The sequence below is a fragment of the Vibrio sp. R15-SG3-ISO1B genome, assembly GCF_059833835.1.
The window spans coordinates 82,946-101,331 of record NZ_JCBDGG010000002.1 but is presented as its reverse complement, the minus strand read 5'-3'; the positions used below and the strand labels follow the sequence as shown (position 1 = coordinate 101,331).

Genomic DNA, 18,386 nt, shown 5'->3' with positions numbered 1-18,386 from the left:
TTTATTGGAGGTTTAAGGCAACTTAGACATTAAGGAATCAAGCAGGAATTTCGTTGGCGAAAATTCCAAACTGTTTCGCGGCATAGGCGACGCGCTCTTCCGGTGTAGGGTAACGGATAGCCGTGCCCATGTTTTCAATGTGACGGAGCCTTGGGAGTAGTCCGCTGCCGTTCGCGATTTGAATCGCCAGACCGGGGCGCGCGTTGAGCTCGAGCACCATAGGCCCTTCTTCTTTGTCCAGCACCATGTCGGTGCCCATGTAACCGAGACCGGTCATCTCCCAAGCACTAGAAGCCAGCACCAGAAGGCGCTCCCAATGAGGCACTTGTAGGGTCGCCAGCTCTTTGCCGGTGTCTGGGTGATGAGTAATCGGTTGGTCAAACTGCACCGCTCGCACCGCGCGGCCGGTTGCAATATCGATCCCGACGCCCACGGCGCCTTGGTGCAAGTTCGCTTTGCCATCAGACGCAGCGGTCGAGCAGCGCATCATAGCCATCACTGGGTAGCCTTTAAATACGATGATGCGCACATCGGGCACCCCTTCGTAGCTAAAGCCATCAAAGCAATCATCAAATTTGATCAGATTTTCAACCACAGCGACATCGTTCTTGCCACCGAGCGAGAAGAGCCCAGCGAGGGCATTACTGATGTGACGTTCGACATCTTCTTTATTGATGGTGGCACCGGAAGGCTTGGTGTAGACGCCATCCTTATGAGAGGTGATAACAAGGATCCCCTTGCCACCACTGCCTTGTGCTGGCTTGATAACAAAACCAGGCCAATCGAGCACCATATTGTGAATACGTTTGACTTCGGCTTGGTTACTGATAACGCCGATAAGCTTCGGTGTCGTCGCGCCATGCATCTCGGCAATGATCTTGGTTTTCAGCTTATCGTCCACCAAGGGGTATTTTGAACGGTCATTGTAGCGACCAATATAACTGTGGTTACGTTGGTTCATGCCCATAATGCCCTTGTGGCGCAGCTTACTCGGAGAGGTAAAACGTGAAAACATCGTTCAGTCCTCCGCTAATGGCTTAAAGCGACGCAGCTCAGTCAGACGGTATCCAGTGTAGGTACCGAGTAACAAAATACCGCCCAGTACGATCAGTTGCAGACCAATAAAGTTAAAGGTCAGGTGTTGAATGTAAGGGTTGGTCATCGCTAGGTAGACCAGTACAGCAGTCAGTAGCGAGCCCCCACCTTGCAATACTACCTCTTTAGCGCCTTCCTCTTCCCAGAGAATCGACATGCGTTCAATGGTCCAAGATAGTATGATCATTGGGAAGAAGGTGATCGAGAGACCTTCGGTCAAGCCAATTTTAAATGCCACCACGGTAAACACCGAGATGATCATAATCACCGTGATGATGACCGCCGAAATCCGCGCCACCAAAAGCAGGTTGAGCTTAGAGAGATAGCTGCGGATAACCAAGCCAGTACCGACGATCAATAGGAAGCCGACAATACCGGTCACAAGCTGAGTTTGCACAAAGGCAACCGCAATCAGAACGGGCATAAAGGTGCCGGAGGTTTTCAGACCAATCAGCACGCGTAAGAAAACCACAATCAAGGCGCCAATTGGGATCAGCATGATGGTTTTGAACATGGCTTGCTCTTCTAGTGGCAAGCTATGAATAGAGAAGTTGAGTAAACCGTCGGCTTGCACTTTGTCCATCGTCGCTTGAGACGGCGAGACTTCCTGAGCAATCATGGAGAAGTGGACTTGACTGTTTTGACCGCCAATCAAATCAAGTAGTGAGACGTTCGATTCATCCCACACCAGAATGTTCTCTGCGGTGACTTGGCTCGCTTTGCTTGGGTTGAACAGCACCCAACTTTTGCCATCCCACACTTGGTTCATCTGCTGAATGCTTTGGCGACGACGGCCATCTTCCAGCTCGATAACACCGACGACTTTACTTGGGATATCCGCATAGGCGAGCAGTTTGCTTACTGCTTCAATTTTAGACATGCGATTGAGAATTAACGCCGCGTTCTGGCTGTCTGAGTCGTTGATGGATTTGATCAGTTCGCGGGTAAAGGTGATGTCATCGGCAGAGCGTTGATTAGCGAGTTCAATCAATGCATTGGCTGCTGCTTCGACAGGACCATCGAAAGTGGGTTTGGTGGTGGCGGCAACAGGTGGAATCGGGTCGACGTCGGCTTGCGGGTCAACCAAAAACTGCGCTTTGTAGTAGATGGTTTGCGCGCCGCTCGCTTGGCGAATGGACCACTCGGCACGTCGCCCAGTTTCGGTGTCGATGTAGGAAACACCATAGCCTGGAGAAGATGACGACTCGCTAATCAGGGTAAAACCCGATTGTGTATGAGGCGCAGCAAGGGAGGCTTTGACGGGCTTATTTTGCGCATTAAATTCAATACGAGCCTCGATATCCCAGACTTGGCGCGTTTCTCCTGGCGTCCAAGGCACACCATAGCTTTGGTGGCGAAATAGACTCAGCGCAATCCCTACGCAGATCAGGACAACCACTGAAATATAAAAAGGGACTTTTGACGTCATACTGTTACCTTATTATTTTTTTGCAACTTCCGTGTGAATGTACTTCTTGCTGACATCGACGACGGCGATGTCACGGATGAATTCACGACCTAGAAGAACAGGATGACTCATTTGAGAGCGATCTGCCAATGTAAACTGCGCTTTTTCATGAATTTTTCCAAGTTTGACCCAAAGTTCAACCACGACTCGTCGCTCCAGTTCTTCATTGGTGGATTGACGAATTTTGACATGGCGAACCACGGGCGCTTCGATCCAGTTGTCATCATTTAACTCTGTGACACCATCGGAGAGGTGGAAGCGAACCCAGTTTTTGCCGTTGCGCTCAAACTCCGCAATGTCGACAGCATTGAGTGACGAGGTCGCAGCGCCGGTGTCAACTCGGGCGTCAAAACGTTGTGAGACGTTGTCTATGGTGACCGTCTCGATTTCTCCCAGCACAATGCGGTTACTTGGGTCAACCTTGACAATTTTCTGCGTGGGCGCTTTGGGTGTGGTTTGTGCTTTGCTCGGTGTGTTGACGCGTTTTTTCAGTTCACCCACCTCACCACCTAACACCAAGACTTGGCCCTCTAGGCTTTCGATGTAGTCGGACTGATTGCTCAGTTGCAGGGCGATGTTTTCGAGCTTGTTATTAAGAGAGGTTTCTTGCGCTGAAATCGCGGCGAGTGTTTCTTGATGGTACGGCTTTTCGTCAGTTGTCGCGCAGCCTGAAAGCACAGCAAGGGCGACAAGCGGAGTCAATCTTGAAAACATTAATCAACCTAAATTGGGCAGTAAAACAGAGATAAAAACAAAGAAATAGTCCCTTACTGACTGGGCGTATTAGGCGGCAGAAAGTAAGGGTTTGGAGAGTAACGATTCGATAGCAAAAATGCGTTAACGTATTGTCAAATCTTTAAGAAATTCGGAATTCCTAGTTGGGTTTCTTCGCCACCAAGATCGCACGTCGTGGCGCCGGATAGCCTTCCACGGTTTTGCTCGGATCGCTTGGGTCTAAATAGTCTGGCAATGAGTTATGCGTCATCCAATCGGTGGTGCGCTGTTCGCCAGTGCTCGTGACGTTTTCATCCACAATACGCACCTGTTCAAAGCCAACCAGTTCCAGCCAGACTTTAAGCGCTTTGGCGGAAGGGAAGAAGTACACATTTCGCATCTGTGCATAGCGAGATGTCGGCACCAATACGGATGTTTCATCGCCTTCGATAACCAGAGTTTCGAGCACCAGCTCTCCGCCTGCCACCAATTGATCTTTAAGTTGGATCAAGTGATCAAGCGGCGAGCGGCGATGGTAGAGCACACCCATGCTAAAGACGGTATCAAAGGCTTCCAGTTTTGGCAGTTGTTCTATACCCAGCGGCAGAAGATGAGCTCGTTGATCACCGCCCATCAGTTTGCGAATCGCTTCAAACTGGATCAAAAACAGGTGTGATGGGTCGATGCCGACCGTAAGACGCGCGCCTTCGCCCAGCATGCGCCACATGTGATAGCCATTGCCACAACCGACATCCAGCACACTGCGATTTTTCAGTGGAGAGATATGAGGGAGGACACGATCCCACTTCCAGTCGCTGCGCCACTCAGTATCAATATGGATACCGTGTACGGTGTACGGCCCTTTACGCCAAGGGTGGAAGGTACGCAGTAAGTTTTCGAGTTTCTTTAACTCGCCCTCATGGAATGGCGTGTCATTGCTCAACGTCACCGAATGTTTAACATCGACTTGATCTGGCGCGCCTTCTGGGATCTTGTTCAGTGCTTTTAACCAGCGGCCAAAATCACCGTGTTCGGCATTTTGCCAATCGGTCAACTGCTGTGGTAGAACATTCAGCCAAGGTTGCAGACGCGTGTCTTGAGCGATCAGTTGATAGAAATCGGCAAAATTAAACATGAAAACAAGGTCCTCGTTGATACAGGCATGCCCCTAGGTGTTTATGGTTGCTCGCGGCCTCTAGGGACTCGGCGCGTGCAAATGTGGAGATGGGTGTCGTACAACACTATTCGTTGATGGACACCATCTGATCGTGATGACTACTTAATCGCGAACATAGAACCAAAGTTAAAACACTGAAACCAAACGTCAAAACTGCTAAAGCCAATCTTGGCAAAGCGCTCTTTATGCGCTTTGATGGAATCAGGACGCATGACGTTTTCAATCGCGCTGCGCTTTTGGCTGATCTCGAGTTCGCTATAGCCATTGGCGCGTTTAAAGTCATGGTGCAAATCAATTAATAGCTCGTTGGCGCCGACATCATCAAAGACAAATTTCTCTGACAAAATGAGAATACCGCCAGGTCTTAAACCCGCGTAAATCTTCTCTAGCAAACTGTAGCGGTCTTGTGGTGAGAGAAATTGCAGCGTGAAGTTCAAGACCACCACAGACGCGTTGTCGATGTCGATGTGTCGAATATCGGCTTCAACCACCTCAACAGGCGTATCGCTGCGATAGGCGTTGACGTGCAGTTTGCATCGCTCAACCATGGCTTGCGAGTTATCGACAGCGACAATCTTGCAGCCTTCTTGCTGGATGTGGCGACGCATAGAGAGGGTTGCGGCACCCAATGAACAACCTAAATCGTAAATGTTGGAGTGAGGCTTAACGAAGCGCTCGGCCAACATGCCAATCGCTGAAATGATGTTGCTGTAGCCTGGTACCGAGCGCTGGATCATGTCAGGGAACACTTCTGCGACACGTTCATCAAACGTGAAGTCACCAATTTTGTCGATTGGCGCCGAAAAAATGGTATCTGGGTTGCTCTTAGGGTTCATCACACACTCTCGCTACGGACGATGCAAACAGTCAAGCATGCCATCGTCAGATGTCAAAAAAGGCGCGTATTTTATGAGATCTTTGCGCGCTTGTCATGTGACTTAAAACATAGATATTTGCGCGTGGTCGCCTTGGCTTGGAAATGGCGCTAAATCGGGCAATGACACCTGCTGTTGCAAACGTCGATAGAGCTTCGCGGCTAGCTCGGGCGCAACCAGGTTGTCGGCGGTATGGATCATCAGGTAAGGCTGCTTTCCTTCGCCTATCCACTGCGGCAATTTGTCGAGCCAAGGAGTAAAAAAAACGTCATTGAGTGGTTCATCAGGATGGCCAATAAAACGCACCATAGGATGCGCTCCGGTGGCAATGGCGTGCACGGGAACGCGCGGTTTCTTCTCTTGGGCATCAATTAGGGCAGCAAAATAGGGGGAGCGCCTGTCCGGCTGGGTCGAAAAAACAGGGCGACTGTCCATAATGATGCGATCGTAATTGCGCTCCAGCAGCCACTGATTGAGTCGCTTTTCGGCGTCACCTTTGGCGAAAAAGGCGGGGTGGCGCACTTCAACACCGATGGGAAAGTCCGGTGGCAGCATGGCGCAGAAGGCCGACAACTGTGAAAAGTGTTCGGGTCCAAAGGCGGCGGGGAGTTGAATAGTCCATTGCCCAATGCGCGGTATCAGTGGCGCCATAATGTGCATAAAGTCGGCAAGCAGTGCTTGGCAGCCTTGCAACTGATGCTGGTGGGTGATGGCTTTGGGAAGCTTGAAGGTAAAGCGAAAATCATCGTGCGTGGCGGCTTTCCAGTTGCTCACCGTTGATGGCGTTGGCGTGGCGTAAAACGTGGTGTTACCTTCAACGGTATGGAATACCTCAGCATACTTTTCAAGGCGTTGTGAGGCCTGCGTGCCACTACCATAAAACGCCTGCTGCCAGTGGTTGTTTGACCACATTGTCAAGCCTAATCTTAGTGGTAACTTGTCCATACTTCCCTCCATACGCATCGGATGTCTCTACTCTACGAGAGTTTTGAAGAAAAAGGTAATCTGGCGTTATAATCGGGTCAATTTGACGGCGAAATCGGCTTTTTTGGCCATTTGTTGGTGTAAAAATCATCAAAGCACGATAAAACGCAATAAATTGTCGCTGCAACAGTCGATTTAAAATGACTTTCAGCGTATAAATGGACCTTTGCTCTGGCGGCAGTCAGCTAGGGCGTCATCAACTTATTACTAGAGAGATTGGGAATTTCATTATGCGTACCCATTACTGTGGTCACCTGAACAAGTCCCTAGCAGGACAAACTGTAGAACTGTGCGGCTGGGTAAACCGTCGCCGTGATTTAGGCGGTCTTATTTTTATCGATATGCGAGATCGCGAAGGTATCGTACAGGTAGTGGTGGATCCAGACATGGCGGACGCGTACGAAGTGGCGAATACCCTTCGTAGTGAATTCTGTATCAAGCTAACGGGTGAAGTGCGTGTTCGTCCAGAAAGCCAAGTCAACAAAGACATGGCCACCGGTGAAGTTGAGATCCTTGCGAAAGGTCTTGAGATCATCAACCGCAGTGACGTTCTGCCTCTAGACTTCAACCAAAAGAACTCGGAAGAACAACGTCTTAAATACCGTTACCTAGACCTGCGTCGCCCTGAAATGAGCGACCGCATCAAGCTGCGTGCGAAAGCGTCTAGCTTTGTTCGCCGTTTCCTAGACGACAACGGCTTCCTAGACATCGAAACACCTGTACTGACCAAAGCGACACCAGAAGGTGCGCGTGATTACCTAGTACCAAGCCGTGTTCACAAAGGCAGCTTCTACGCGCTTCCTCAGTCTCCACAGCTATTTAAACAGCTGCTGATGATGTCGGGTTTTGACCGTTACTACCAAATCGTTAAGTGTTTCCGTGATGAAGACTTGCGTGCTGACCGTCAACCAGAATTCACTCAGATCGATATCGAAACGTCATTCATGACCGCTGACGAAGTGCGTGCAACCACAGAGAAAATGGTTCGCGACATGTGGCTAGAGCTACTGAACGTTGACCTTGGTGAGTTCCCTGTCATGCCATTTAGCGAAGCGATTCGCCGTTTTGGCTCTGACAAGCCTGATCTACGTAACCCACTAGAGCTTGTTGATGTTGCAGATCTAGTGAAAGACGTTGAGTTCAAAGTCTTCTCTGGTCCAGCCAATGACGAGAAAGGCCGCGTTGCTGTGATTCGCGTACCGGGTGGTGCGTCACTCACTCGTAAACAAATTGACGGCTACGGCGAGTTTGTTGGTATCTATGGTGCGAAAGGTTTGGCATGGATGAAGGTCAACGACCGTGCGGCGGGTATGGAAGGTATCCAATCTCCTGTGGCTAAATTCCTTAGCGAAGAGGTGATCAATGGCATCCTTGAGCGCACGCAAGCGGAATCTGGTGACATTATTTTGTTCGGAGCAGATAAAGCGAACATCGTGGCTGAAGCGCTGGGTGCACTGCGTCTGAAACTGGGCAAAGACCTAGAGCTGACAAAAGAAGGCACTTGGGCGCCTCTATGGGTTGTTGACTTCCCAATGTTTGAAGAAGACGATGAAGGCAACTTGCACGCGATGCACCACCCATTCACATCGCCTCTCGGTGTGACGGCAGAAGAGCTAAAAGCGAACCCTGCAGCGGCGAACTCTAACGCCTACGACATGGTACTCAACGGCTACGAAGTGGGCGGCGGTTCTGTTCGTATCCACAATGCGGAGATGCAAGCGGCGGTATTCGATATTCTTGGTATCGATGCGGATGAGCAACGTCTGAAGTTTGGCTTCCTATTGGACGCACTGAAATTTGGTACGCCGCCGCACGCGGGTCTTGCATTTGGTCTCGACCGTCTTGTGATGCTGTTGTGTGGTACCGAGAACATCCGTGATGTGATTGCGTTCCCGAAAACGACGGCAGCGGCTTGTCTATTGACCGACGCGCCTAGCCTTGCTAACCCTGCCGCGCTTGAAGAGCTAGCGATTGCAGTGACCGCAGCGAAAGATAAAGAGTAATCCCTTTACGGGTGACGAAACCAAAAAAATACCGCTCAATAGAGCGGTATTTTTTTATCCTAAGTTACTCTGAGAGGGTAACGAAGAATCATTTATAACAAGGGCAGTTACAAGTCGACGGTTTGCCACTCGCCTGGCTGCAAATCGCCTAACGTGATGTCACCCATCGAGTAGCGCACAAGCCTAAGAGTCGGGAAGCCGATGTGCGCGGTCATGCGTCTGACTTGGCGATTACGACCTTCGATGATGGTGACGGCGAGCCAAGTCGTTGGAATCGAGGCGCGAAAACGCACCGGCGGGTTGCGCTCCCAAATATCAGGCGCGTCCATGCGTTCGATGGTGGCCGGCAGTGTCATGCCATCTTTTAATTCAACCCCTTGGCGAAGCTTGTCGAGATCCGCATCGCTCGGTTCGCCTTCTACTTGTACCCAATAGGTTTTAGGGGCTTTCGATTTGGGTGAAGTCAGTTTGGCTTGGAAGATGCCGTCATTCGTCAGCACCATCAGCCCTTCACTGTCACGATCGAGTCTTCCAGCGGCGTACACATCTTTAACATCTATGTAGTCGGCTAGGGTTTTTCTTCCCTCCCCATCGGTGAACTGGCTCAAGGTGTCATAGGGTTTATTGAAGACGATCACCTTACGTTCTGATGGCGCGATCTTCGCTCGTTGACTTGGCTTTTTTCTGCGATGTTTAGACGAGCTGCGCTTGGCATCTTGCGCGCCAAACGGTCGTTTTAAACGTGTTTGACCGTTGCGTGGTGAAGCGGGCTGAGACTCGCGTCTTGAGCGTGGTGACATGTTAACTACCTTGCAAAAATGTAAACGAAGTGTGGGCGAAAGTTTCGATCTATCTCGAATTACGCTATGATGTGCGCGCCTCGAATCAGGATTGGCGCACAAGATAATAGACTATTTTGCCGATTTTGTTTAATTATAACGATTACGTTCTCATGGACGCCGAGTCAGCGAAACACAAAGTTTCAACGGCGATGGCCAAACAAAAAAAGAGACATCTAAATCGCAACAAGTGAGGGGATGACGATACCAAGGCAACCACATTCGTGTTGGTATTATCTACTTGTCGCGGACAGACCACAAAAGCCCATGCATCCAATGGGTTTGTCAGAACAAATAGGGAAATTTCATGCCTACAGAAAAGCCTACAATTATTTACACGATCACCGATGAAGCGCCAGCGCTAGCGACCTACTCACTACTGCCAATTATCCAGTCTTTCACTGCCTCCTCAGGCATTGACGTAGACACACGCGATATTTCACTCGCCGGTCGTATCATCGCGAGCTTCCCTGAGCATCTGAAGCCAGAACAGCGTATCGGTGATGCGCTTGCTGAATTGGGCGAGTTGGCGAAAACACCTGATGCCAACATCATTAAACTGCCGAACATTTCGGCGTCTATCCCACAGTTAAAAGCCGCAATTAAAGAGCTGCAAGCCAAAGGCTACAACCTGCCGAACTACCCTGAAGAGCCAAGTACATACGAAGAGGAAGCGATCAAAGCGACCTACGACAAGATCAAAGGCAGTGCAGTGAACCCGGTGCTACGTGAAGGTAACTCTGACCGCCGTGCGCCGCTTTCAGTCAAGAACTACGCAAAGAAAAACCCACATTCAATGGGCGCGTGGTCAAAAGAGTCGAAATCTCATGTCTCGAGTATGGATGACAAAGATTTCTTCGGTAGCGAGAAGTCGGTGACGGTCGAGCATGCGACCAAAGTGACCATCGAATTTGTCGCGAAAGACGGCAGCACAAAACAACTGAAAGCGCCGTTCGCCCTGCAAGATAAAGAGATCATTGATTGCGCGGTGATGAACAAAAACGCACTCGTGGCGTACTTTGAGCAAGAGATTGCAGACGCGAAGCAAAAAGATGTGCTGCTATCACTGCACATGAAAGCGACCATGATGAAAGTCTCTGACCCAGTGATTTTCGGTCATGCCGTGAAAGTCTACTACAAAGACGTGTTTGCTAAGTATGGTGAGCTGTTTGAGAAACTCGGCGTTGATGTCAAAAATGGTATCGGCGATGTGTACAGCAAGATTGAAGCCTTGCCGCAAGATCAAAAAGCCGAGATTGAAGCCGCGCTTCAAGCGGTGTATGAAACTCAACCACCATTAGCTATGGTCGATTCTGATCGCGGTATCACCAACCTTCACGTGCCAAGTGACATCATCGTTGATGCCTCGATGCCGGCTATGCTTCGTGCATCCGGTCAAATGTGGGGCCCTGACGGCAAACAGAAAGACACCAAAGCGATGATTCCAGATCGCAGCTACGCGGGTATCTACCAAGCGGTGATTGATTTCTGTAAAGAGCACGGTGCGTTTGATCCAACCACTATGGGTAGCGTGCCTAACGTGGGTTTGATGGCGCAGAAAGCGGAAGAGTACGGCTCACACGACAAGACCTTTATTCTCGACGCCGATGGTGCTGTCCGTGTTGTTGACACCAACGGCCAGGTGCTGCTTGAGCAATCGGTGGAAGCGGGTGACATCTTCCGTATGTGCCAAGTGAAAGATGCACCGATTCAAGACTGGGTAAAACTTGCGGTGACACGTGCACGCGCAACCGGCGTCCCTGCGGTATTCTGGTTGGATGAAAATCGTGCTCATGATGCTCAGTTGATCAAAAAAGTGAACGCGTACTTACCTGAGCACGACACCTCTGGTCTAGAGATCAAGATCCTTGCACCACTTGAGGCGTGCAAATACTCGCTAGAGCGCATTAAAGAAGGTCTTGATACCATCTCTGTGACAGGTAACGTGCTGCGTGACTACTTGACGGACTTGTTCCCAATTCTTGAGTTGGGAACTTCAGCCAAAATGTTGTCTATCGTACCGCTAATGAACGGCGGTGGTCTGTTTGAAACAGGGGCGGGCGGCAGCGCGCCGAAGCACGTTCAACAGGTGGAAAAAGAGAACCATTTGCGTTGGGATTCATTAGGTGAGTTTTTGGCATTAGCAGCGTCACTGGAACACCTCAGCGTCGTGACAGGCAATGCTAAAGCGCAAGTGCTGGCCGATGCCCTTGATAAGGCGACCGGTGAGTTCCTTGACAACAACAAGTCACCGTCTCGCCGAGTTGGCGAGCTTGATAACCGTGGCAGCCATTACTACCTAGCGAGCTACTGGGCAAAAGCGTTAGCAGAGCAGACCGCTGATGCTGAGCTTGCGGCGGAGTTTGCGCCGATTGCGAAGTCGTTGCAAGACAACGAAGAGGCGATTATCGCTGAGCTCAATGGTGCTCAAGGTGTCGCGGGCGATCTGGGTGGCTACTACGCACCAGTGTTTGAAAAGGCCGCGACGCTAATGCGACCAAGCGCAACACTCAACAGCATCATTAATCGCTAATAGACTGGCGAGCCGATAAACAAAAACCCGCTGACTGAGCGGGTTTTTTATTGCGTTAGATTTGCGGCACCGAAGAATCGGGCGAAGTTTTTTGGCAGCGGTTATTTAGCTGGTTGAGCGTCCACTGGTGTCACCACGCTAGCGTGGTAGCCTTTGGGACCTTCTTCCACTTCAAAATTGACTTGTTGGCCTGCTTTCAGAGTACGATACCCATCCATTTGAATGGTTGAGTAGTGCGCAAACACATCACTCTCTTCACCTTCTGGACAGATAAAACCAAATCCCTTGGCATTGTTAAACCATTTTACTGTACCTGTAGCCATGCTATACATCCCTCATGCATTGTTTACTGACGTTGTTGGTGGTTACACGACCGATTTCAACTCCGCTCTATACTGCCGCCATTCCTGTTGCCATTTGATGACCGTCTAGCGCGGAATGTTGTCAAAATGTGACGTGTAAACAAAAAGTGAATTTCCATTCAGCCGCTGCCAAATTTTTACTCACTATTTGACCAATGTAGCCAATGATTGAACACAGTCAATAGAAAAAACGTATTACACTCTACATATTTGCAAACAAATCACTTTTGAGATTTACATTTTTGCAACGGTTTTCAATTTCTAGTCTATGGGGTGATTTTGACAATTTAGCGATTTTGGCTTCTTTTTAATCAATCAGATAGAGGGCTTGAGAGAATAAAAATCTTTTATTTGCAGGCTTGGAAATGGTGGATTAGTCTCTAAGTAAGCGTGAAATTTTTGTTGTGCTTAAATGGTCTAAATTACAAGAGCAAAATCTAAAACTTCTCTTCCATGAAGTGGTAAACTGAAACCAGATAAACCTAATTGTTGAAGAGTCATGAGCAAGCAGTTTGAATGGGTGACTCCAGATTCTGACTTACTGGAGCAAGAAAGAACAGAAATTAAGCCACCGTCCATGTATAACGTTGTATTGAACAATGATGATTACACCCCCATGGACTTTGTCATCGAAATCCTAGAGCGTTTTTTCTCTATGGATATTGATAAGGCAACTCAGGTGATGCTCAAAGTGCATTATGAAGGTAAAGCGGTCTGCGGCACCTACACCGCGGAAGTCGCTGAAACCAAAGTGGCGCAAGTCACAATGTATTCCAAGGAAAATGAGCATCCCCTGCTTTGTACAATGGAACAAGCGTAACGTTTGTTCGAGCAACCATCGTTGTTCTATTTAGGAGGTACTTATGCTGAACAAAGAATTAGAGTCGAGTCTAAACGGCGCGTTCTCACGTGCACGTGACAAACGACATGAGTTTATGACCGTCGAGCACCTCCTGCTAGCATTGTTAGAAAATGATGCTGCGCGAGAGGCATTGAAAGCCTGCCAGGCTGACATCGATGCACTTCGTGCCGAGTTGGACATTTTCATCGATCAAACCACCCCCCTGATTCCTGATAACGACGAAACCCGTGAAACGCAGCCAACGTTGAGCTTCCAGCGTGTGCTGCAGCGAGCCGTTTTTCACGTGCAATCGTCTGGTCGCAGCGAAGTGACTGGCGCGAATGTTCTCGTTGCTATCTTTAGCGAGCAAGAATCCCATGCTGCTTATCTGTTGAAGAAAAACGACATCAGCCGGTTGGACATCGTCAACTTTATCTCTCACGGCATTACCAAAGCGTCCAGTTCGGGTGATGAGTCCTCTTCATCGGATTCCTTTGGCAGTGACAGTGTCGAAGAGTCAGGCTCTGAAGAACGTCTAGAAAGTTTCGCGACTAACCTCAATCAAGTGGCGAAGCAAGGCCAAATTGACCCATTGATTGGGCGCGATAAAGAGTTAGAACGGACTATCCAAGTCCTGTGTCGCCGACGTAAAAATAACCCACTGTTGGTGGGTGAAGCGGGCGTTGGTAAAACGGCGATCGCGGAAGGCTTGGCGTGGAGAATCGTCGAAGGGCAAGTGCCTGAAATCATCGCCAACAGCGTGATCTACTCGCTCGATATCGGCTCGCTGCTGGCGGGCACCAAATACCGCGGTGATTTTGAAAAACGTTTCAAAACCATCTTAAAGCAGCTTGAAAAAGAGCAAGATGCCATCCTATTTATCGATGAGATTCACACCATCATCGGTGCGGGTGCGGCGTCTGGTGGTCAAGTGGACGCCGCCAACCTCATCAAACCGCTCCTCAGCAGTGGCAAGTTACGCTGTATTGGCTCCACTACGTACCAAGAGTACAGCAACATCTTTGAAAAAGAGCGAGCGTTGTCGCGTCGCTTCCAAAAAATTGACGTGGTGGAACCTTCGCTTGATGATACCACCAAGATCTTGATGGGACTGAAACCCAAATATGAAGCGCACCACGAAGTGCGTTACACCAACAAAGCCTTGCGTGCCGCGGTTGAATTGTCGGCAAAATACATCAACGAGCGTCACTTGCCAGACAAAGCGATTGACGTCATTGATGAAGCGGGCGCGCGCAGCCGCTTAGCCCCAGCCAGTCGTCGTAAGAAAACCGTCGGTGTGGCCGACATCGAGGCGATGGTCGCTAAAATGGCGCGCATCCCAGAGAAATCCGTCTCCTCTTCTGACAAAGAAATTTTGCAGAACTTGGATGAGAAGATGAAGATGTTGGTGTTTGGTCAAGACGATGCCATAGATGCCTTGAGTGAGGCGATTAAGCTGACTCGCGCTGGGCTAGGTAACGACAACAAACCGGTCGGTTCTTTCTTGTTTGCGGGCCCAACCGGGGTGGGTAAAACCGAGGTCACTGTGCAGCTTTCTAAACTCATGGGTATCGAACTGCTTCGTTTTGATATGTCTGAGTATGGTGAGCGTCATTCGGTGAGCCGTTTAATCGGTGCGCCTCCAGGTTACGTTGGCTACGATCAAGGCGGTTTGTTGACCGATGCGGTTATTAAACATCCACACTCCGTTGTCTTGCTGGATGAGATTGAAAAAGCGCATCCAGATATCTTCAACTTGTTACTGCAAGTGATGGATAACGGCACACTGACGGACAACAATGGCCGTAAAGCGGATTTTCGTAACGTGATTCTTGTGATGACCACTAATGCGGGCGTGAAAGAAACCGAGAAGAAATCCATCGGTCTCATTCAGCAAGATCACAGCCATGATGCGATGGCAGAAATTAAGAAGGTCTTTACACCTGAGTTTCGAAATCGCTTGGATAACATCATCTGGTTTAACAGCCTGGATGAACATGTTATTCATCAGGTGGTTGATAAGTTCATCGTTGAATTGCAAGCTCAGCTGGATGCACGCGGCGTGTCGTTGGAAGTCTCTGATGATGCTCGTCACTGGCTATCGCTCAAAGGTTACGATAAGGCGATGGGTGCACGTCCAATGGGCCGCGTGATCCAAGAGCAGTTGAAGAAACCTTTGGCGAACGAGCTGCTCTTTGGCTCCTTAGTTAACGGTGGCACAGTGAAAGTCGACCTTGATGGCGACGCGCTGACCTTCAAATACTTAGGCGAGCAAGAAGAAGCGGTACACTAAATCCAAACACGAATAATACCAAGGCCAGATCATCGCGATCTGGCCTTGTTGTTTTGCTATGAGGCTAAACTGTCGTTCAATCAAAGATGGCTTTGAGTGCACGATACGCCTGTTCGACGGAATCTGGCACCACTTGCTCGACCTGAAACCCAAGCTGTGGATAGGTTTTTATTCGCTCGAAATCGCCAAGCATTGCCCGCACTGTGGTGTCAAGGTCAATCTCTTCATTGAAATAGTCCCAGACTGTTAATGCCGGCGAAGTGACGAACACCTGCCGATAGGGTAGAGGCCACTGTTTTAAAAACGCAGCATAGCAGCGCCGCTCCATATACGGTTTTTGTACCAATAGAATCGAATCGAGCTGAATGTTCAATCGTTGGAGCTTTTCAGCACTAAACAGCAGGTTTTCGCCGGTATTCGTGGCTTGGCTTTCTATCACAATATCACGGCGTGGAACGCCCATATCGATGGCAATTTGAGCAAAGGTGTCGGCTTCACTGTCGGCAAACAGACCCTGCGTCAAGCGCCCGGCACCGCCGCTGAAGATTACCGTCTTGGCCCAGCCGTCGAGGTAGAGCTTTGCGGCGTGCTCTGCAACACGCACATCGTTACTGCCGAGAACCAACAAACCGTCACAACGCTCTAATGGCTGGTTGAGTCTCATATACGCCCATAGGTGCTCAAGATGTTGATACAGTCTCATGGTGTGACTCACAGCGCCTCTAGCGTATGTTGGAAATGAAAACGGTAACCGAGCTCTAGCAAACGGTCCGCCATAATCCGTTTATCTTCCACGTCGACAATCGGTGGTAGGGGCTCTGACAGCCCAGCTCTTTCTAACGCAGTTTGATAAAATTGCGCTTTGCTCACGGTATTAGGCGTCGTGGCATTGACTACCATATTGTTGTCATGCAGAGCTGCAAAACTGACTGCACCTATGGCATCGAGTAGGTGAATCATATTAGCGGGCGCAAGGCGACTGACTTGGCGAAGCTTGGCTGCAAATCGAGAAGGGTGACGCTCAGGGCCAATAAGACCGCTGCAACGAACGATGGCAAAACGCAACCCAGAATCTTGAACGTGTTGCTCAGCACGGAGCATGATTTTGGCATTGTCAGAAAAGGTACTGTGCGTATTGGCCAATGCTAACGTCGCGTCGTCCTCATACATCTCTTTCGCCACTGATGGGTAAACCGTGGTCGAGCTGACCATTACCAGCTTGTTGACCCCGATATTGACACAGGCTGTGGCGAGTTTTTTCCACTGCTCGGCGTATTCATCACCCTTACCTTTACGAAAACCTGGCGGAAAACAACCGATCACGATCGAAGGTTGAATCGCGCTGAGTGAGCGTTCCACCTCAGACTGCGGACTCTCGAGCTGGCAGATAAAGCCATCGAGGTGCGCTGCTTTGAGCTCATCTGCCCCTGCCTTACTGGTGCGGCTGACCGACACCTGATGGCCAATGGATTCCAAGTATTGAGCAAGTGGGCGACCTAACCATCCGCCGCCAATAACCGCTATATGACTCATGACATCCTTCCTTCATTTGTTTCCTTTACTCTATCTTGCGTTAGGTGCAATGAAAAGCATTGTGAAAGTGTTCGCAACCGTATCGCAAGGCCACGCAGAGGTGTTGGCTAAAATGAATCTAGCGAATTGAGTCAATCACGCTATTATTAAAAGTGAGACAATGGGTTGGCAATGGGCGCCAAACCTTGGATGTCACTGGCTTGAATAGCGATGGCTGCGAAGGCGTTGAAAAAGGAAGGTAAGATGATCAAGTGGTGGTTTGCTCTGTTGTTACTGACATGGCAGGTACAGGCTAATAAACGTGTCGTGATGACGTCACTCAACTGGCCACCGTATTCAGGTGAAGAGATGATTGAGCAGGGTGTCTCCGTCGCCATTGCCAAGGAAGCGTTTGCCGCCATGGGCTACCAGTTAGTGGTTGAGTTCAAGCCTTGGGTCAGAACGGTGACGACGGCCAGTCGCAAAGCCCAGTACATCGGTTACTTCCCCGAATATTATTTTGATACACAAGAGTTTGTGTTTTCAGACCCGATTGGTCGCGGTCCGCTAGGGCTGGTGGAAAATACCCAATCCCCCATTCGTTGGAGCACACTCAGCGATCTCACTCAATACCGCCTTGGAACCGTGAAAGGCTATGTCAATACACCAGAATTTGATCAGATGGTCGCTTCCGGCTCCCTCACAGTGGAAGAGACACTCGATGATTTACGTAATGTCTATAAAGTGGCAAAAGGGCGATTGGATGCGGCGGTGATTGATGCCAATGTGCTCGATTTTTTGATTCGGCGTGATTCTCGCTCTGCCTTATTATCAAAGCGGTTGCGAATGAACCCCACCTTATTGGCAGAAAAAGATCTCTTTTTGGCGTTTAACAACAGTGAAGAGGGGCGCAAGTGGCGAGACATCTTTAATCAAGGCCTCGCCAAAGTCGATCCACTGTCGATCGCGGCCAGTGTTCAGAAAAGACAACAAGAACCGGGTAACGTGACTCAGTTACCCGTGGCGGATAATTAGCTGCACAGCACTCGAAGAATCTTATCAGCGTGCTCGGCCACTTCAATGCCTTCGTCCGTCAGGTAGCCACCATCAGGTAGCGTACAAAGCCCCTTTTGATACAGACGAGCCACCGCGGATTGCATCTCTTGCGACGCCTCGTGGTGCACTTTGATGCCAGTCGCTGCGCTGCTGATATCGAACTGAAGTAAGAGATTCAGTTCAGAAAGGTGCTCGCTGGAGTATTTCATAGACGGTTTCCTTCTGTTTCTATCGTCGATCTCACCATAAGCGCCCAGCCCCGTTAGAACAACGCCTTGCGGCGAGTTTTGTTAGCTCAACCACTCTTTTTTAGTGGCCAATGATCACTTCTGAAAGCTAAATCTTATTTCCTTATTTTTAGTGCTTGAATTTGATCACATTTAGAAACACCGTCTGGATGTTTAGTTGAGTCAAAAAACCTAGCTCGCGCTAGGTTTTTTCGTATCGTCTCTGATTAATCGAGGCTTTGATGATAGGGCTCATCAAATGGCAGCAGTTCTTTGGGCAAAGAGACCAGCCAATCACGCAGCTCTTCACTGCCTACCTCTTCTTGATCGCACACTTGGTGTAATGGATTAACTATCATAACAACACTCCTTTGCAGTTACCGATTGCATCCTATGGTCATTTTGTG

The 18,386-nt window shown here is 49.5% G+C and carries 17 protein-coding genes; 5 read left to right on the top strand and 12 right to left on the bottom strand.

Going from position 1 to position 18,386, the window contains the following annotated elements; all coding sequences use genetic code 11:
- Positions 1–37: 37 nt before the first annotated feature.
- The 6 genes from AC6R0S_RS00685 to AC6R0S_RS00660 all read right to left on the bottom strand — a co-directional run bounded on the left by AC6R0S_RS00685 (position 38) and on the right by AC6R0S_RS00660 (position 6,274).
- On the bottom strand, positions 38–1,015 hold the full coding sequence (locus AC6R0S_RS00685; RefSeq protein WP_500631918.1) for an alpha-L-glutamate ligase-like protein: 978 nt from the start codon (positions 1,013–1,015) through the stop codon (positions 38–40).
- Positions 1,016–1,018: 3 nt separating this feature from the next.
- Complete coding sequence (locus AC6R0S_RS00680) at positions 1,019–2,524, bottom strand: inactive transglutaminase family protein (protein WP_500637008.1); 1,506 nt, start codon at positions 2,522–2,524, stop codon at positions 1,019–1,021.
- A gap of 12 nt (positions 2,525–2,536) precedes the next feature.
- Complete coding sequence (locus AC6R0S_RS00675) at positions 2,537–3,277, bottom strand: ATP-dependent zinc protease family protein (RefSeq protein ID WP_500637007.1); 741 nt, start codon at positions 3,275–3,277, stop codon at positions 2,537–2,539.
- Positions 3,278–3,437: 160 nt separating this feature from the next.
- The gene (gene cmoB / locus AC6R0S_RS00670; RefSeq protein WP_500637006.1) at positions 3,438–4,412 is read right to left on the bottom strand and encodes a tRNA 5-methoxyuridine(34)/uridine 5-oxyacetic acid(34) synthase CmoB; all 975 of its coding nucleotides are present in this window, start codon (positions 4,410–4,412) and stop codon (positions 3,438–3,440) included.
- Between the two features lie 140 nt (positions 4,413–4,552).
- Positions 4,553–5,290, bottom strand: coding sequence for a carboxy-S-adenosyl-L-methionine synthase CmoA (gene cmoA / locus AC6R0S_RS00665; protein ID WP_487902693.1), 738 nt, complete (start codon positions 5,288–5,290; stop codon positions 4,553–4,555).
- A 102-nt stretch (positions 5,291–5,392) separates the two neighbouring features.
- Complete coding sequence (locus AC6R0S_RS00660; RefSeq protein WP_500637005.1) at positions 5,393–6,274, bottom strand: DUF72 domain-containing protein; 882 nt, start codon at positions 6,272–6,274, stop codon at positions 5,393–5,395.
- Positions 6,275–6,543: 269 nt separating this feature from the next.
- On the opposite strand from AC6R0S_RS00660, the gene aspS reads away from it, so the two are divergent.
- The gene (gene aspS / locus AC6R0S_RS00655; RefSeq protein WP_500631922.1) at positions 6,544–8,316 is read left to right on the top strand and encodes an aspartate--tRNA ligase; all 1,773 of its coding nucleotides are present in this window, start codon (positions 6,544–6,546) and stop codon (positions 8,314–8,316) included.
- Positions 8,317–8,423: 107 nt separating this feature from the next.
- Here aspS and AC6R0S_RS00650 read toward each other — a convergent pair whose 3' ends face one another.
- Positions 8,424–9,116, bottom strand: a complete 693-nt coding sequence (locus AC6R0S_RS00650) for a pseudouridine synthase (RefSeq protein WP_500637004.1) — start codon at positions 9,114–9,116, stop codon at positions 8,424–8,426.
- Between the two features lie 346 nt (positions 9,117–9,462).
- Here AC6R0S_RS00650 and AC6R0S_RS00645 point away from each other — a divergent pair, with 346 nt between their 5' ends.
- A complete protein-coding gene (locus AC6R0S_RS00645) occupies positions 9,463–11,688 on the top strand; it encodes an NADP-dependent isocitrate dehydrogenase (protein WP_500637003.1) in 2,226 nt (741 codons plus the stop codon).
- A gap of 101 nt (positions 11,689–11,789) precedes the next feature.
- Here the strand turns inward: AC6R0S_RS00645 and cspD are convergent, their stop codons facing one another.
- Complete coding sequence (cspD, locus tag AC6R0S_RS00640) at positions 11,790–12,011, bottom strand: cold shock domain-containing protein CspD (protein ID WP_334550993.1); 222 nt, start codon at positions 12,009–12,011, stop codon at positions 11,790–11,792.
- A gap of 538 nt (positions 12,012–12,549) precedes the next feature.
- On the opposite strand from cspD, the gene clpS reads away from it, so the two are divergent.
- A complete protein-coding gene (clpS, locus tag AC6R0S_RS00635) occupies positions 12,550–12,870 on the top strand; it encodes an ATP-dependent Clp protease adapter ClpS (protein WP_334550991.1) in 321 nt (106 codons plus the stop codon).
- A gap of 43 nt (positions 12,871–12,913) precedes the next feature.
- Positions 12,914–15,184, top strand: coding sequence for an ATP-dependent Clp protease ATP-binding subunit ClpA (gene clpA / locus AC6R0S_RS00630; protein WP_334550990.1), 2,271 nt, complete (start codon positions 12,914–12,916; stop codon positions 15,182–15,184).
- A gap of 76 nt (positions 15,185–15,260) precedes the next feature.
- Here the strand turns inward: clpA and AC6R0S_RS00625 are convergent, their stop codons facing one another.
- Together AC6R0S_RS00625 and AC6R0S_RS00620 are read right to left on the bottom strand one after the other, a co-directional pair.
- Complete coding sequence (locus AC6R0S_RS00625; protein WP_500637002.1) at positions 15,261–15,887, bottom strand: YdcF family protein; 627 nt, start codon at positions 15,885–15,887, stop codon at positions 15,261–15,263.
- 8 nt (positions 15,888–15,895) lie between these two features.
- Complete coding sequence (locus AC6R0S_RS00620; protein ID WP_500637001.1) at positions 15,896–16,717, bottom strand: NAD-dependent epimerase/dehydratase family protein; 822 nt, start codon at positions 16,715–16,717, stop codon at positions 15,896–15,898.
- 243 nt (positions 16,718–16,960) lie between these two features.
- On the opposite strand from AC6R0S_RS00620, the gene AC6R0S_RS00615 reads away from it, so the two are divergent.
- Positions 16,961–17,731 (top strand): substrate-binding periplasmic protein, encoded by a 771-nt coding sequence (locus AC6R0S_RS00615; RefSeq protein WP_500637000.1) that lies wholly within the window; start codon positions 16,961–16,963, stop codon positions 17,729–17,731.
- Here the strand turns inward: AC6R0S_RS00615 and AC6R0S_RS00610 are convergent.
- Both AC6R0S_RS00610 and AC6R0S_RS00605 read right to left on the bottom strand, forming a co-directional pair.
- On the bottom strand, positions 17,728–17,961 hold the full coding sequence (locus AC6R0S_RS00610; RefSeq protein ID WP_334550984.1) for a TIGR02647 family protein: 234 nt from the start codon (positions 17,959–17,961) through the stop codon (positions 17,728–17,730). The genes AC6R0S_RS00615 and AC6R0S_RS00610 overlap by 4 nt on opposite strands.
- Positions 17,962–18,206: 245 nt before the next feature.
- Positions 18,207–18,338, bottom strand: coding sequence for a hypothetical protein (locus AC6R0S_RS00605; protein WP_487902670.1), 132 nt, complete (start codon positions 18,336–18,338; stop codon positions 18,207–18,209).
- Between the last annotated feature and the right edge of the window lie 48 nt (positions 18,339–18,386).

Excerpts from the sequence above, each read along its gene's own strand:
- AC6R0S_RS00680 (WP_500637008.1), bottom strand. The coding sequence starts at position 2,524 with ATGACGTCAAAAGTCCCTTTTTATATTTCAGTGGTTGTCCTGATCTGC.
- AC6R0S_RS00615 (WP_500637000.1), top strand. The coding sequence starts at position 16,961 with ATGATCAAGTGGTGGTTTGCTCTGTTGTTACTGACATGGCAGGTACAG.
- AC6R0S_RS00610 (WP_334550984.1), bottom strand. The coding sequence starts at position 17,961 with ATGAAATACTCCAGCGAGCACCTTTCTGAACTGAATCTCTTACTTCAG.
- cmoA (WP_487902693.1), bottom strand. The coding sequence starts at position 5,290 with ATGAACCCTAAGAGCAACCCAGATACCATTTTTTCGGCGCCAATCGAC.
- clpA (WP_334550990.1), top strand. The coding sequence starts at position 12,914 with ATGCTGAACAAAGAATTAGAGTCGAGTCTAAACGGCGCGTTCTCACGT.
- aspS (WP_500631922.1), top strand. The coding sequence starts at position 6,544 with ATGCGTACCCATTACTGTGGTCACCTGAACAAGTCCCTAGCAGGACAA.
- AC6R0S_RS00620 (WP_500637001.1), bottom strand. The coding sequence starts at position 16,717 with ATGAGTCATATAGCGGTTATTGGCGGCGGATGGTTAGGTCGCCCACTT.
- AC6R0S_RS00625 (WP_500637002.1), bottom strand. The coding sequence starts at position 15,887 with ATGAGACTGTATCAACATCTTGAGCACCTATGGGCGTATATGAGACTC.
- AC6R0S_RS00645 (WP_500637003.1), top strand. The coding sequence starts at position 9,463 with ATGCCTACAGAAAAGCCTACAATTATTTACACGATCACCGATGAAGCG.
- cmoB (WP_500637006.1), bottom strand. The coding sequence starts at position 4,412 with ATGTTTAATTTTGCCGATTTCTATCAACTGATCGCTCAAGACACGCGT.
- AC6R0S_RS00685 (WP_500631918.1), bottom strand. The coding sequence starts at position 1,015 with ATGTTTTCACGTTTTACCTCTCCGAGTAAGCTGCGCCACAAGGGCATT.
- AC6R0S_RS00660 (WP_500637005.1), bottom strand. The coding sequence starts at position 6,274 with ATGGACAAGTTACCACTAAGATTAGGCTTGACAATGTGGTCAAACAAC.
- cspD (WP_334550993.1), bottom strand. The coding sequence starts at position 12,011 with ATGGCTACAGGTACAGTAAAATGGTTTAACAATGCCAAGGGATTTGGT.
- AC6R0S_RS00605 (WP_487902670.1), bottom strand. The coding sequence starts at position 18,338 with ATGATAGTTAATCCATTACACCAAGTGTGCGATCAAGAAGAGGTAGGC.
- AC6R0S_RS00650 (WP_500637004.1), bottom strand. The coding sequence starts at position 9,116 with ATGTCACCACGCTCAAGACGCGAGTCTCAGCCCGCTTCACCACGCAAC.
- AC6R0S_RS00675 (WP_500637007.1), bottom strand. The coding sequence starts at position 3,277 with ATGTTTTCAAGATTGACTCCGCTTGTCGCCCTTGCTGTGCTTTCAGGC.
- clpS (WP_334550991.1), top strand. The coding sequence starts at position 12,550 with ATGAGCAAGCAGTTTGAATGGGTGACTCCAGATTCTGACTTACTGGAG.